Raw genomic sequence first — 13,370 nt, forward strand, 5'->3', positions numbered from 1 at the left:
CGTACCCAGCGAGAGGAGAGCGCGCCGATAACACCCGATTACGTCGGTACCGCGACAGGTGCAGCTGCTCGGCCAGGGTGACTGTACTGGCGGAACTGTTGACGACGGTTGAAAATCCGGCCAGTCGCGACGGATGAAAAGTAGGCCACCCAACCAGATTGGATGGGTGATCTCCTTGGAAGACTGGGCCTTGATCCGGCACCTTCACCGCAGCGAAGGGCTATCGCAGCGGGCCATCGCACGGCAACTCGGTATCGCGCGTGACACCGTGGCCGGGGCGCTGGCCAGTGATGATCCACCGAAGTACGAGCGGGCCTCGACGCCGTCGGCGATCAACGAAGTGGAACCGCGGATCCGCGCGTTCTTGTCGGCCTATCCGACGATGTCGGCGACGGTGCTCGCCGAGCGGGTCGGGTGGACCGGTTCGATCTCGTGGTTCCGGGAAAGGGTCCGGGCGATCCGCCCGGAATACCTACCTGCTGATCCGGTGGACCGCCTCGAGCATCCACCGGGGCGGGCGATCCAGTGCGACCTGTGGTTCCCGGCACCCAAGATCGCGGTCGGGTTCGGCCAGGAGGCGATGCTGCCGGTGCTGGTGATGGTCGCGGCGTTCTCCCGGTTCATCGCCGCGGTGATGCTGCCGTCGCGCCAGACCATGGACCTGGTGGCCGGGATGTGGCAGCTGCTCGCGGGCAACTTCACCGCGGTGCCTCACGAGTTCTGGTGGGACAACGAGGCCGGGATCGGACGCCGCGGCCGGTTGACCGATCCGGTCACCGCGTTGATGGGCACCCTCGGGTCGCGGCTAGTCCAACTCAAACCCTATGACCCCGAATCCAAGGGCATCGTCGAGCGAGCCAACCGCTATCTGGAAACCTCATTCTTACCCGGGCGCAGCTTCACCTCACCACATGATTTCAATGATCAACTGAGTCAATGGCTTCCGAACGCCAACGCTCGCAGGGTGCGAGTGTTGGATGGCCGTCCGGTCGACTTCCTGAATGCCGACCGAGCCCAGATGCTGGCCCTGCCGCCCGTGCCGCCGACCGTCGCGACGATGACCTCGGTGCGGTTGGGACGCGACTACTACGTCCGGGTGGCCGGCAACGACTACTCCGTCGACCCGAGTGCGATCGGCCAACTCGTCGACGTGTGCACCACCCTGGCCCAGGTGAGGGTGAGCCGGGCGGGGCGCGTTCTGGGGGCTCACCAGCGCTGCTGGGCGGCGCGACAAGCCCTCACCGACCCCGCCCACGTCGCCACCGCTGCGGCGTTGCGCCGCCAGTTCCAGAGCGGCCCACCACCGCCGCCGGGTGATCACCTGGTGCGGGATCTGTCCGATTACGACCGTGCGTTCGGTGTGGACTTCGCCACGGGCACAGCGACTTCCGATGGCGAGGTGGCGTGATCATGGCTGCGGATCCGATCAAGGACGTCCTGCACTACGCCCAAGCCCTCAAAGCGCCACGCATCCGCGATTCCGCCGCCCGCCTCGCCGAGCAAGCCCGCGACGCCAGCTGGACCCACGAAGAATATCTGGCGGCGGTGCTCTCACGTGAGGTCGCCGCCCGCGAAGCCTCCGGCGCGGCAACCCGCATCCGCTCGGCTGGATTCCCGACACGGAAGTCCTTGGAGGACTTTAACTTCGATCATCAACCCGCACTCAACCGGGACATGATCGCCCACCTGGGCACCGGGGCGTTCTTGGCCAAGGCCCGCAACGTAGTGCTGCTCGGTCCGCCCGGCACCGGCAAGACCCATCTCGCCATCGGGCTGGCCATCAAAGCGGCCCAGACCGGGCATCGCATCGCGTTCGCCACCGCCGTGGACTGGGTCGCCCGGCTCAAGGCGGCCCATAACGCCGGCCGACTCCCCGCCGAGCTGGCGAAACTGCGCCGCATCGGCCTGCTCGTCGTCGACGAGGTCGGCTACATCCCCTTCGAACAGGACGCTGCGAACCTATTCTTCCAACTGGTCTCCAGCCGCTACGAACACGCCTCGCTGATCTTGACCTCGAACCTGCCCTTCGCCCGCTGGGGCGACGTTTTCGGCGACCAAGTGGTGGCCGCGGCGATGATCGATCGCATCGTGCACCACGCCGACGTCCTGACCCTCAAAGGCTCCAGTTACCGACTCAAGGACACCGGAATCGACACCTTGCCCTCCGCTAGAGCGGACAACACGGCACAATAACCACGACCACGTGGCCTACTTTTCACCGTCGCCTCTGGCCTAGTTTTCGACCGTCGTCAACAGGAACCGCACGCAGTGTCTGCCCCAACTCAGAGGAACAGTGGACGTCAGTCGCCACTCGGGCCGGGCTGCGGATGATGGATAACCGGGATTATCCACGGCTCTTCGTCGAAGCGCCCGAGGATCCTGAGTTCGGTCGACTCGCCGTCGAAGTCGCTGGTGATCGCACCTAACACTATGAAATAGTTGGGTTATGAGGGGAGTGCTCTACTTCGATGGCGGGTGTGGCATGTGCACCCGCTGCCGAAATTTGTTGCTCAAGGCAAACCGGACGGGTGAACTAAAAACGGAGCCACTTCAGGCTGCTGGCGCCGCCGACCGCTTGGGCCTTCCCGCTTCCCAGCTGCTGGACGCCGTCAGATGGCTTGACGAATCCGGTGAGGTGTATTCCGGCGCTGAGGCCGCCAACGCTGCGTTATCGTCAGCGCTTGGGACTCGCCTGCCCTTGATGGCTTATCGGCTTCCAGGCATCCGATGGTTCCAGGATGCTGTTTATCGCTGGGTGGCCGGTCATAGGTACCGATTCCCCGGCGTAACGCCGTATTGCGAAACCTCTCCAGCCAATTGCTGAGTGCACGAACTCGACCAATTGCGAATTGTCGATTTCCCGCAGTCTGGTCGGAGGATGACACCTGGCGCCGGGGGTAGCTTCTAGCTACTAGGTGTCTCGTTTTGGTAAACGAGACAGCCGGATAGACACCACTCCCCCGCCACGAATGCTGAGCTCATGCTGGCTCATCCCGGTCTCGAATCTATTCGAGTTCGGCCGCAGGACAGGCGGCCCAGACGCCGACGCCGGCCGACCGCCACGCGTCAGGAGTGATAAGACGCAGACCGCCGGAGCTGACATGAGACCGGACGATCGATCGGAGCCACGCGGATCAGATCGGCAGCGGTGCAACATTACTGGAGGGCCATCAGCGCGGGCGGCCCGTCGATACGCGAGGTTCTCGCCGTTATGCATCAACTTCTCTGCGTGACTGCGTTCAGTCCCGCAATCACCCGTGCCCTCTTGCTAACTCGCCCATCGCGATGACACCCTGCCGAATTGACTCAGCCACCGCGGTCGGGTCGGCATCACGCAGCTCGACGATGTTGGACGTCAAAGCGAGAGTCGCGAACCCGTGCGACAACGACCAACCCGCCAAGGCTAGCGAGCTGACCTCCTCGTCGCTGACGGGCTCCGAACGATCGGAGCTCAGACTCGCCCGAGCGGTGTCGTACAGCACCTCGAAGGCGGCGTCCTTTGCAACCAGCAATTCCGGATCGTCGCCGCGGTACAGATAGGGACGGAACATCACCTCGAAATGACCGGGATAGGCGAGGGCAAACGCGATGTACGCATGGCCACCGTGCAGAAAACCATCAGGTCCGCCCACACCCGCGTTCAGCGCTTCGGCTTGCAACCGAAACCCCTCGGCCGCCACAGCAGTAAAGATCCCGGTCTTATCCCCGAACTGATAAGCGAGCGCGGCGTGCGACACGCCTGCTCGGCGTGCGATGCGCCGCATGCTTACCGATGCAACTCCGACGGTTCTGACTTCCTCGACCGCGCCGTCAATCGCCGCTCGTTCGAGGTGGCCGTGGTGATAGGGGCGTGGACTCGTTGCCATGAGCAGCCACATTACCGGCGATCTGACCATTGATAAGTTTCGCTTTCACCGGCATGATGATCAACCACAACCTTAGAACTTACCGCTGGAAAGATCCGTAGATGGGGGCGTCGATGCGGAACCCTGACCGAGCCTCAACTGGGCTTGTAAGTGCTTGGGATTCCGGGCGAGTTGCGCGATGGACCGGCGTGCTCGGCTTTGCGCTGCCCGCATTCACCCTCGTCGCGTACCCGATCTGGTCCTTTCCCGGGACTCAGACCGCTGGCACAGAGGTGGCGCGTTGGGCCACGGCCAACCACGACCGGCTGATCGTGACGATGCTGCTCAACACTGGCGGCGTCACACTGTGGTTCGTCTTTGGTGCCGCCGTATGTGCAGTCCTTCGTGATCGCCTTCCCGCGCGCTCGATGCTTCCGATGTGCTTCGGAGCAAGCTTTCTCGGCTGCGTGGTCCTGTTGCTCGGCGGGTTCACCGCATTCAATCTGCTGCTGTACCGCAATCACGGCGCCGAAATGCCACTCTTGCTCTACGACTTGACGTTTGGACTGTTGGCTATGTCCGGGTTGCCCACCGTGATAGCGCTCGGGTCTTTCGCCGTCGCGATCTACACCTACCACGTGTTGCCGAACTACACCGCGCATCTGGCTATGGCCGGCGCTGCCGTTCATCCATTCTTGCTCGTGACCTTCATTGTCAGCGACGGTCCTTTCTCCTTGGAGGGCATCGCGATAACAGTGATGCCGGCGTTCCTGTTCGCCTGGATCCTCGCCGTCGCACTCGCAATGCCACGCAACTGATCTTCGAACTGATCCGTGCGTAACTGGGCTGATCGCGATCGCAAGATCACTCCTACTGGCGCCGCTCGCCGCGTTCACCTTGTCACGCCTGACATTGCTTATCTACTCGCCGTCCAGTTGAACGTCGCGACCCCCCTCGACATCTACTACACGTCGTCGTAGCTTAGAGAGATGAGGGTGGGAATCGTCGGCGGCGGCTTTGCAGGACTGGCGGCGGCGATTGCGTTTCGGCAAGGCGGTCACGACGTCAGCATTTTCGAGAGATCTGCTGGTCCATCGGTAACTGGTGGCGCAATCTCCCTCGCCCCGAACGCGCTCACGTGTCTGTCAGCTCTCGGTGTTCGCGCACGTGTCGTGACGGAACCCTGGTCGCGCATGCCGGCCACCGTACGCACGCCTGAGGGCCGCGTTCTCGTCCGACGAACGCTCGCTCAGCTCACCGGTGGAGACCACTACGCCGCCGTGCCGCGCACTCAACTGCTCACCTGGCTGGCCGAGAAGCTTCCCCCGGATTGCCTGCACTATTCAAGCGCCGTCACAGGGATCCATACTGACGGTGTTCTCGTCGTGGGCGAGGCAGAACAGCGGTTCGATCTGGTCATCGGTGCCGACGGAACACGTGGCGTTGCCAGAAAATTACTGTGGCCGGATGCGGGACCGCCGACGGTCACCGGCATCAAAGGGTGGGCCTGGATCGTTGACCGTGAACTGGACACCGGGTTCGGGCCAATCTGGGGCTGCACCACTGATTTTGGGATCTTGCCGCTCGCCGATGGGCGCACCTACGTCTACGGCGGAACCCAGGACCCGGGAACCGACCTGCGCGCCTACCGCCACTGGCCGGCACCACTCCCGACGCTGATCGACGCCGCCGATCCCGACCGCATCGCCACTCCGGAAATTTTCGAAGCCCGACCACCCCACCATCTCGTACGCGGCAAGGTCGTCCTGATCGGCGATGCGGCTCATACGATGCGCCCCACGTTCGGCCAAGGTGCCGCGCTGGCGATGGAAGACGCCCTCACCCTTGTCAAGTGTGGAACAGAGGGCCTGGAGAAACGCCGGTTACGCATCCTGGCGCTGTACACCGCTTCAAAGGCCGGATCATTCTTCGCGACCCCACGCCTTCGCGTTGCGGAGAAAGCTCGCAACCTCACTCTGAGGCTCACGCCCGACCCCCTTTTCGGCCTCATGGCGGGGTCAGTCAGCTACTGGCGACCACCGGCCCGCATCGCATAAGGCTGCAGCACAACGGCGCTCACATCATCAGCGATTGGCTCGCCTGGAAGCGATAGTCGATCAGATACCGATCTTTCGGCATCGGTTGAAAAGGTTGACATTGGACGGCAGCATCACCGGGAGTGGCGTCGTGAACGAGTGCGCGTGACCTCGGGTGGACAGCCCCTTGTGTCTCACCGAGATGCGGTAGGTGAATGTAACGCGATGAAGGTGAAGTCGAGCATTCGTGGTCTGCCTGCACGCTGGGCGGTAGCGCGCGAGGCGTGGTTCAGGCGGTGGATGGTGCCCACAAGCAGCTGGTCTCTATCAGTCGCGATGTGGTGTGCCCAGGCGCTTTGAGCGGACGCGGCGTAACCACGACCGGTGTAAGGCTCGGTGATCAATTCTTCGTTGATTTCGTCGCCGGTGATCCATGCGATGGCTCCCGCTGCCACAGCGAGGACTCCCACGGTGGATTCGTGCCTGCGGATCGCGCGTACTTGATCCTGCGTATGCCAGTGGCGTAGATCGTCAGCTGTAGCGGGCGCGATGCTGCTGGCGAGGGGTGGATCGAGGTGCGCGAGGCGGGCGTAGCGGCCAGCTACAAGTTCGATGGCCTCTTCGGCTGAACCAAATGTCTCGAGGGTGACCCGGCCGTCGGCTGGTGGCATGTCTCGGTAGCGGGCCAGGTGAATACTGACGTCGAGAAGGCCGTCGGGGCGATCCGCGAGAAGACCGGGCCGAGTGAGCAGGCGTAGGTATGGGGCGCCGAAGTTGGACCATTCGTGGCGGATGCAATCGGTGAGCGCCTCAATATCGTTGAAACTGTGGATGAGTACCTCAACGAACGGCCGCGCGGTGTCGAGGCCACGGAACCGGATCCCACCCAGTAGCTGACCGTGTGCCGTGCGGAGATGACGGTGAGCGTAATCCTGGGCACTGATCCCGGGCAGGTGGGCATTAGCGGCGAACTGCTGGGCGAAGTCAGCGTTGTCGACAAGGTCCACCTGTTCGGCCAGCCAATCGCACACCTTCCGCCGGCCGCCATCGCCATAGAGCTTGTCCGCGAGCTCAAAATGATCATCCAACGACGGCCACAGCGTTGAAGTCCCCACCGCCACAGCATCCCACCCACCGTCGGGACGTCCAATCATTTCAACCGACGCCTGCGCCCTCCATTCGCCGTACGCCAAGAGTGCGTCTCGTTCGCCAGTTGGATGCCCCAACCTGATCGACATCTACTACCCATCGTCGTAGTGTCGGGGCGATGAGGGTGGGAATCGTCGGCGGCGGCTTTGCAGGACTGGCGGCTGCCCTTGCATTTCGGCAAAGCGGTAATGACGTCAGTGTTTTCGAGAGATCCGCGGGACCACCGGTAGCTGGTGGCGCCATCTCCCTGGCCCCGAACGCGCTCGCGTGTCTGTCAGTTCTGGGTGTTCGCGAACGTGTCGAAACCGAGCCCTGGTCACGCATGCCGGCAACCGTGCGCACGGCTGCTGGCTGCGTCCTCGTCCGACGCACGCTCGCTCAGCTCACCGGTGGAGACCACTACGCGGCGGTGCCGCGCGGTCAGCTGCTGGGTTGGCTCGCTGAAAGGCTTCCTCCGGACTGCCTGCACTACTCGAGCGCCGTCACCGGGGTGCGCACGGACGGTGTTCTCGTCGTGGGCGAGACAGGTGGGCAGCGGCGGGGAGCCTCACACCCCTTCTCCACCAGCGCTCAGATGTGTCGGCTCAGTGCGGCAACCTCTGGTTGCGGGCCAGCGGAGCCGACCCGTGGGAATACGACATCCAGCTCAACAACGTTGACGGGCAGACCTGGCGATACAAACGCAACCCGAACATCGCACGCTCACTGAGCGATTGCCTTTGGTCCCACGACGGAATCACATACTTACGACCGGAGATTCAACTTCTGCACAAGGCCAAGCATCTCCGAGACAAGGACACCGTCGACTTCCAGCGCTGCTTGCCACTTCTCGATGAACCCAGCCGCACATGGCTCGCCCAGTCGCTGCTCTTGGAAAGCCCGCATCATCCGTGGATCACTGCGATAGCCACCCACCGTTGAACGCTTTGTCTCGGCCGAGCAGGGCTCGCCCCCTGCGCCCCGCCGGATAAGATCATCAGCCGATGGAGGCGGATTGGAACGGCATCGCGGACTGGTACGCCGATTTGGTTCGTGGCGGATCGGCGATGCATCAGTTCTCGCGGGACATTCTGCTCAACGCTCTGCCCGACAGAATGCCCGGTTTCGATGTCCTTGATGTGGGGTGCGGTGAGGGCATCGTCAGCCGCGCGCTGGCGACGGCCGGAGCGCGCGTGGTGGGCATCGATCCCACTCACACGCTGATTGCCCACGCCGAGGCAGCAGAACGTGCTCATCCAGTGGGAGTGGCCTACCGAGTCGATGACGGAGCCACCCTGCGCACCGTGGCTGACGGCTCCGTCGATGGTGTGACCGCTGCGTTGTCGCTGAATAACATTGCCGATCTTGATGCCGCCCTGAGATCGGTCCGACGAGTGCTGCGCCCCGGTGGCTTTCTCGCCTTCACTGTGCCGCATCCGTGCTTTGACGCCCCCGGTACCGAGACGATCTCGACGCCGAGCGGAGTGCGACGTGTCGCCGGCGACTACTTCGTCGAAGGGCTCTGGCGATCGGCGCACCCGCAGAGCGTTCGCCGAGCCGGCAATTACCACCGCACCATCTCGACATACCTCACGGCGGTGTTGGACCACGGCTTTACGCTTCAAAGTTTCGAGGAGCCGGCCCCCAGCGACGCCGTACGCGCCGAGGCCCCGCATCGCCTGGGATTGCCCCCGTTTCTGCTGGTCAGCGCCACGCTGCCATAGCTAGGATTCGGTCAGTCTTCTTTGGGCCGCCAACGTGTGGAGGGGGCCGCGGATCCACTTATTGACTTGGGGTTGACCGCGGAGGCGCACGACGACGGGCCCGTTGTCTTGGCGTGCGATGGCCTGAGCTTCGTTTCGCCGCTTCTGATGGGTGTTCCAGGACCAGCGGATGATGTGTTCGGGGTCGGTAAAGATCGTGTGCAAAGGCGGCTCACGGTTGCCGTTCCATAGCTCGGTTCGGTGGATTCGTCGGTGCAGGGTTCGGCGTACGACGCGTTGGGTGACGGTGAATTTGCTGTGGTCCAGCCAGATGACGGTGTCGGCGCGCTGCAGCAAAAGTGGGCGGACCTGCGCGTACTGCCATTCGACGACCCATTCTGGGCCGGCGGAGAATTGCTCGACGTCAGCGACGAAGCTGGGACGTTGCGTCCAGCCAGGGCCATGATGCAGTGAGTCCAGTTCAACGGTGGGTAGTCCTAGAATGTCGCTGATGGTTTGGCGCAGTGTGCTTTTGCCGGCGCCGGATGCGCCGGTGACGAGAATTCGCTGAGTGGTGGGTGGCAGTGGGTCATTCGGCCCGCGCAGCACCATGGTTCCCAGATTACTAATCGTGAGTGAAGCGTTCCCAGGCCGACTGTCGCGTGACGCCCAACGCCGCGGCGATCCGGGACCACGCGACTCCGCGTTGCCGAAGCTCGTCCACGCGAGCACGTAGGTCTGCCTCGACATTGGCCGTCGTAGCTGCAACGCGCGGGATCTCGTCGAGCAATTCATCATCCGAGTAATCCTCACGATCCCGCAGCGGGAGCGTGTCTCGATCAGGTCGATCCTCGACAATTGCAACACATTTGGTGACGCAATCGCTGCAGATATACACACCGTGACCGCTAATCAGCTTCTTGACCTGACGCGATTCGCGCCCGCAGAACGAGCAGTACATCACTGCCGACACCGCTTTGCCCAGCATCCCCACCCTTCCCTATCTGTCAGGGCTATCCTGACGGATAATGTCAGGATAACCCTGACGGAGACGATCTTCAAGCTTCCATCGCAGCGGTAGGGGTAAGCGGCGCTGTCTCAGATCTAGAGACCTGAGACAACCGGCGGGGTGCTACTCCCCCACCGTGCAATTCCAGGTCGCCTTGTCTCGTTTCTACTTAGAGGCGAACAGCCGCCAATCTTGGTAGACGCCGGTGGATCGTCGGGTGTTCATCCCTCGCGGCCTTGCCGTGGCGACGCCTTTCTCATTTCGGGACCGTGCTGAGTCCTCAGACAAGACCGAGCGTGTCGTGGCGGGGCCGCGAGGTCGTCTTTGGGTGGGATTGGCGTCGTGGTTCAAGCCCCTCGCACGGATGCAACGTCTCAGTCATTTCGGGCGTGGAAGCCCTCAACGAAGACCGACGCCATGCGGGTCGCTGGGATCGCGAACAGCTCATCGGAGGGAAGGCCATCGAGCCTCGTAAGTAGAGCGCTGCGCATCCTGCTGGGGTTTGACCAGCACCAACACCCGCTATAGGTCGGAGGCAATACCAACGTGAAACTCTTCTGCGGCATCGACTGGGCCGAAGCGCACCACGACGTCGCCATCATCGACGGCGACGGTCACCTGGTCGCCAAGAAACGCATCACCGATGACCCCGAGGGGTTCGCCGAGCTAATCGAGGTGCTCACCGCCGCCGGCGACGAGGCCGAGGACCCCATTCCGGTGGCGATCGAAACCCCACGCGGGCTGCTGGTCGCCGCGCTGCGCGCCACTGGTCGGGCGGTGTACGCGATCAACCCGCTCGTAGTCGCCCGCTACCGCGAGCGCCACTCAGTGGCACGGTCGAAGTCCGATCACGCCGATGCCATGACCCTGGCCCACATCTTGCGGGTCGATGCCCATCTGCACCGCCAGCTGCCCAAGGACAGTGAACTGTGCCAGGCCATCGCGGTCCTGGCCCGGGCCCATCAGGATGCGATCTGGGCACGCACCAAGGCGCACAACCAATTACGTTCGGTGCTGCGGGAGTTCTATCCCACCTTCCTGGCCGTGTTCACCGGGCGATTCGCCTTGGGAATCAGCAGTCCAGAAGCTCGCGCCGTGCTGGGGATCGCGCCGACACCGGCAGCTGCGGCCAAACTGTCGGTGAGGCGGATCGCCGCGGCACTGCGCCGGGCCGGTCGCAGCCGCAACATCGACCCGACCGCAGCCGATCTGAAGGCAGCGTTGCGCAAACCCCAATTGCGACAACCAGTTCTGGTGGAGACCGCGATGGGACGCCAGACGGTGGCGCTACTGGCCGCCCTCGATACCGCGTGCGCGAGTGTCGTGGACCTCGGCCGGGCCGCTGCCGAATCGTTCCAAGCCCATCCCGACTACGCCGTCATCACCAGTTTCCCTGGTCTGGCCGACTCGACCGGCGCCCGGGTGCTCGCCGAGATCGGCGATGACCGCAGCCGGTTCGTCGACGCGCGGGCGTTGAAGGCCTACGCCGGGTCGGCACCAGTCACCCGGGCCTCGGGGCGCTCCATCTCGATTAGTCACCGCCGCATCAAGAACGACCGGTTGGCCAACACCGGATGGGTCTGGGCGTTCGCCGCCGCCACGCACTGCGAACCCGCCCGCCTGCATTACCGGCGTCGGCGAGAACACGGCGACCGTCATGCCGCGGCCAATCGGCACCTGTTCAACAAGCTCCTGGGTCAGCTCTACCATTGCCTGCAGCAAGGGAGTGCCTTCGACGAGGCGAAGGCGTTCGCGCAGACGGTCGACGCGGCAGCCTAGAAGACGTCAAAACGATTACTCATCAACGGTTTTCGTCATCTCAGGTTGATCGGTGCGGATGTGGCGGTAGATCGTCATGGGTGTGACCGAGCAGGATGCGGCGATCTCGGCCATGGTGAATTGGCGGGAGTCATACATCCGTTGAGCCTTGCCGATCAGGGCCGGTGTCATCTTGGGTGTGCGTCCCCCTCGTCGTCCGCGGGCCCGGGCCGCGGCCAAACCGGCCTGGGTGCGTTCCCGGATCAGTGCTGCCTCGTATTCCGCCATCACGGCGAACATGCCGAACACCAGGGCGCCGTGCGCGGTGGTGGTGTCGACCAGGCCGTTGCATAGTGACTGCACCCCGACGCCGCGGGTCTGCAGGGTGGTGACGATGTCGATGAGGTCGCGCAGGTTGCGTCCGAGGCGGTCGATGCGCCAGATGATCAAGGTGTCCCCGCTGCGCAGATCGGCCAGACAGGCATTCCATTGCGGTCGGTCGGCCTTCGTCCCGCTGGCATGGTCGGTGTAAACCTTCAGGCAGCCGGCGCCGCCGTCGAGGGCGTCGAGTTGCAGCTGTGGATTCTGGTCTGCCGTCGACACCCGCGCGTACCCGATCTTGGCCATCGCCGGACTCTATCGAATGCCGTCCCATGCGAAGTGTTGTGTGAGTGTGTTTTCGTGATGAGTTTCGATAGCGCAGCGACCTGCAGGGATCCATCGATCCGTCCCGACCACCCTGGGTCTATCGCAACCGATCCTTTGCGATAAAGCCGCGGAGACCAAACCAGCTTGGGCAGCTGTCAAGATGACGGGCATGCTCACCAGCGCCGCGGCTTGGAGGTTCTGATCGTGCCCCGCCTGACCTTCGCTCCAGTGACCGCTCTCATTCGATGAGCGGCGATCATTCCTGGCCGGCCTGGGCGATCGAACGCATTGAGGTCGTCGACGCCGACCCCAGCTGGGCCGACCGGGGCGAGCAGGAACGTAGTCACCTGCAAGTGCTGCTCGCACCATGGCTGACTGCCCGTGTCGAGCACATCGGCTCCACCGCTATTCCCGATCTGGCGGCCAAACCGATCATCGACCTGCAGGCTGCCGTGGCTGATCTCGGCGATGCCGATTCGATCGCAACAGCACTTGCTCCTCACGACTGGCACTATGTTGCACCCGAGTTCGACCATCGTCTGTGGCAGCGGTTCTTCGTCAAGGTCGCCAACGGGCGGCGCAGCGCCCACCTGCACGTCATGACCATCGACAATGCGCACTGGTCTGAGCGAACCGCGTTCCGCGACGCGCTGCGCGCCGAACCTGCCTTCGCCGCTGAATACGGCGACCTCAAACGCGCGCTCGCCGCCGAGCATGCCAGCGACCGCGAGGCCTACACCGAGGCCAAAGCCGACTTCGTCCACTCTGTTGTCAAACGATGGACACAGCAGCAGCCGAGGCCCGAATGACGCCGGGACCGTCGCACTGGCGCCGAAAACATTGACTCTTAGCTTGATCGGAGGTCTTGTCTCGCACTGCGCTGGGGAGTACTCCACAACGCGGAGGCGACGGTCAAGGGATCTGCGCCGTAGGAAATGACGCGTTTCGAGAGACACCCGATGTAGACGACGTGAGACAGTCGCGGAAGGCCCAGGCCCGAATCGCCGCTGATGAAGTCGCAGGCGAGAACCTACACCCAGTGTCGATTCTCACGTTCGGTTGCATCTGCGCGACCTGCTGACCTCGACTTTGCGAACTGTCTCACGCCGGCTGCACGGCGCTTTGTCTCACGAGCCGCTTCATTTCCTACGGTTCGAGCAGCTCAGCTGACCACCGTCTCCTTGAAAACTCCCCTGCTGACCGTCTTGGTCGATGACCGTCTCCCGGTGGCGGCAGTGATCAC

The 13,370-nt window shown here is 63.4% G+C and carries 14 protein-coding genes; 9 read left to right on the top strand and 5 right to left on the bottom strand.

Annotation, left to right across the window (positions count from 1 at the left end; all coding sequences use genetic code 11):
- The first annotated feature begins 175 nt into the window (after positions 1-175).
- The 3 genes from istA (at position 176) to I7X18_RS29045 (ending at position 2,824) form a co-directional block, all read left to right on the top strand.
- Positions 176-1,408: an IS21 family transposase gene (gene istA / locus I7X18_RS29035; RefSeq protein WP_226863382.1), complete on the top strand. Its 1,233-nt coding sequence runs from the start codon at positions 176-178 to the stop codon at positions 1,406-1,408.
- 2 nt (positions 1,409-1,410) lie between these two features.
- Positions 1,411-2,193 (top strand): IS21-like element helper ATPase IstB, encoded by a 783-nt coding sequence (istB, locus tag I7X18_RS29040; protein ID WP_193045358.1) that lies wholly within the window; start codon positions 1,411-1,413, stop codon positions 2,191-2,193.
- 289 nt (positions 2,194-2,482) lie between these two features.
- A complete protein-coding gene (locus tag I7X18_RS29045; protein WP_232375527.1) occupies positions 2,483-2,824 on the top strand; it encodes a thiol-disulfide oxidoreductase DCC family protein in 342 nt (113 codons plus the stop codon).
- 427 nt (positions 2,825-3,251) lie between these two features.
- Here I7X18_RS29045 and I7X18_RS29050 read toward each other — a convergent pair whose 3' ends face one another.
- Positions 3,252-3,866, bottom strand: coding sequence for a TetR/AcrR family transcriptional regulator (locus I7X18_RS29050; RefSeq protein ID WP_193045356.1), 615 nt, complete (start codon positions 3,864-3,866; stop codon positions 3,252-3,254).
- A 188-nt stretch (positions 3,867-4,054) separates the two neighbouring features.
- Between I7X18_RS29050 and I7X18_RS29055 the strand changes: the two genes are divergently transcribed.
- A complete protein-coding gene (locus I7X18_RS29055) occupies positions 4,055-4,663 on the top strand; it encodes a hypothetical protein (protein WP_193045355.1) in 609 nt (202 codons plus the stop codon).
- A gap of 171 nt (positions 4,664-4,834) precedes the next feature.
- Positions 4,835-5,902: an FAD-dependent oxidoreductase gene (locus tag I7X18_RS29060; protein ID WP_193045354.1), complete on the top strand. Its 1,068-nt coding sequence runs from the start codon at positions 4,835-4,837 to the stop codon at positions 5,900-5,902.
- 173 nt (positions 5,903-6,075) lie between these two features.
- Here the strand turns inward: I7X18_RS29060 and I7X18_RS29065 are convergent, their stop codons facing one another.
- Positions 6,076-7,119, bottom strand: a complete 1,044-nt coding sequence (locus tag I7X18_RS29065) for a hypothetical protein (protein WP_193045353.1) — start codon at positions 7,117-7,119, stop codon at positions 6,076-6,078.
- A gap of 29 nt (positions 7,120-7,148) precedes the next feature.
- Here I7X18_RS29065 and I7X18_RS30215 point away from each other — a divergent pair, with 29 nt between their 5' ends.
- Positions 7,149-7,739: an NAD(P)-binding protein gene (locus tag I7X18_RS30215; protein ID WP_193045352.1), complete on the top strand. Its 591-nt coding sequence runs from the start codon at positions 7,149-7,151 to the stop codon at positions 7,737-7,739.
- A 274-nt stretch (positions 7,740-8,013) separates the two neighbouring features.
- Positions 8,014-8,733: a class I SAM-dependent methyltransferase gene (locus I7X18_RS29075; protein ID WP_193045351.1), complete on the top strand. Its 720-nt coding sequence runs from the start codon at positions 8,014-8,016 to the stop codon at positions 8,731-8,733.
- On the opposite strand, the gene I7X18_RS29080 is transcribed toward I7X18_RS29075, so the two are convergent.
- Both I7X18_RS29080 and I7X18_RS29085 read right to left on the bottom strand, forming a co-directional pair.
- Positions 8,734-9,324, bottom strand: coding sequence for a P-loop NTPase family protein (locus I7X18_RS29080; protein ID WP_193045350.1), 591 nt, complete (start codon positions 9,322-9,324; stop codon positions 8,734-8,736). It abuts the gene before it with no gap.
- A gap of 13 nt (positions 9,325-9,337) precedes the next feature.
- Positions 9,338-9,700, bottom strand: a complete 363-nt coding sequence (locus tag I7X18_RS29085; protein ID WP_193045349.1) for a ClpX C4-type zinc finger protein — start codon at positions 9,698-9,700, stop codon at positions 9,338-9,340.
- 567 nt (positions 9,701-10,267) lie between these two features.
- Between I7X18_RS29085 and I7X18_RS29090 the strand changes: the two genes are divergently transcribed.
- Positions 10,268-11,500, top strand: a complete 1,233-nt coding sequence (locus tag I7X18_RS29090; protein ID WP_193045348.1) for an IS110 family RNA-guided transposase — start codon at positions 10,268-10,270, stop codon at positions 11,498-11,500.
- A gap of 15 nt (positions 11,501-11,515) precedes the next feature.
- Here I7X18_RS29090 and I7X18_RS29095 read toward each other — a convergent pair whose 3' ends face one another.
- Positions 11,516-12,106 (bottom strand): recombinase family protein, encoded by a 591-nt coding sequence (locus I7X18_RS29095; RefSeq protein WP_193045347.1) that lies wholly within the window; start codon positions 12,104-12,106, stop codon positions 11,516-11,518.
- A gap of 266 nt (positions 12,107-12,372) precedes the next feature.
- Between I7X18_RS29095 and I7X18_RS29100 the strand changes: the two genes are divergently transcribed.
- Complete coding sequence (locus I7X18_RS29100; protein WP_193045346.1) at positions 12,373-12,936, top strand: GrpB family protein; 564 nt, start codon at positions 12,373-12,375, stop codon at positions 12,934-12,936.
- The last annotated feature ends 434 nt before the right edge of the window (positions 12,937-13,370 follow it).

The organism is Mycolicibacterium baixiangningiae, assembly GCF_016313185.1.
Lineage (GTDB): Bacteria > Actinomycetota > Actinomycetes > Mycobacteriales > Mycobacteriaceae > Mycobacterium > Mycobacterium baixiangningiae.

Bases quoted from the DNA above. Each gene is read 5' to 3' on its own strand.
- istB (WP_193045358.1), top strand. From the start codon at position 1,411: ATGGCTGCGGATCCGATCAAGGACGTCCTGCACTACGCCCAAGCCCTC.
- I7X18_RS29045 (WP_232375527.1), top strand. From the start codon at position 2,483: ATGTGCACCCGCTGCCGAAATTTGTTGCTCAAGGCAAACCGGACGGGT.
- I7X18_RS29050 (WP_193045356.1), bottom strand. From the start codon at position 3,866: ATGGCAACGAGTCCACGCCCCTATCACCACGGCCACCTCGAACGAGCG.
- I7X18_RS29060 (WP_193045354.1), top strand. From the start codon at position 4,835: ATGAGGGTGGGAATCGTCGGCGGCGGCTTTGCAGGACTGGCGGCGGCG.
- I7X18_RS29065 (WP_193045353.1), bottom strand. From the start codon at position 7,119: ATGTCGATCAGGTTGGGGCATCCAACTGGCGAACGAGACGCACTCTTG.
- I7X18_RS30215 (WP_193045352.1), top strand. From the start codon at position 7,149: ATGAGGGTGGGAATCGTCGGCGGCGGCTTTGCAGGACTGGCGGCTGCC.
- I7X18_RS29075 (WP_193045351.1), top strand. From the start codon at position 8,014: ATGGAGGCGGATTGGAACGGCATCGCGGACTGGTACGCCGATTTGGTT.
- I7X18_RS29080 (WP_193045350.1), bottom strand. From the start codon at position 9,324: ATGGTGCTGCGCGGGCCGAATGACCCACTGCCACCCACCACTCAGCGA.
- I7X18_RS29085 (WP_193045349.1), bottom strand. From the start codon at position 9,700: ATGCTGGGCAAAGCGGTGTCGGCAGTGATGTACTGCTCGTTCTGCGGG.
- I7X18_RS29095 (WP_193045347.1), bottom strand. From the start codon at position 12,106: ATGGCCAAGATCGGGTACGCGCGGGTGTCGACGGCAGACCAGAATCCA.
- I7X18_RS29100 (WP_193045346.1), top strand. From the start codon at position 12,373: ATGAGCGGCGATCATTCCTGGCCGGCCTGGGCGATCGAACGCATTGAG.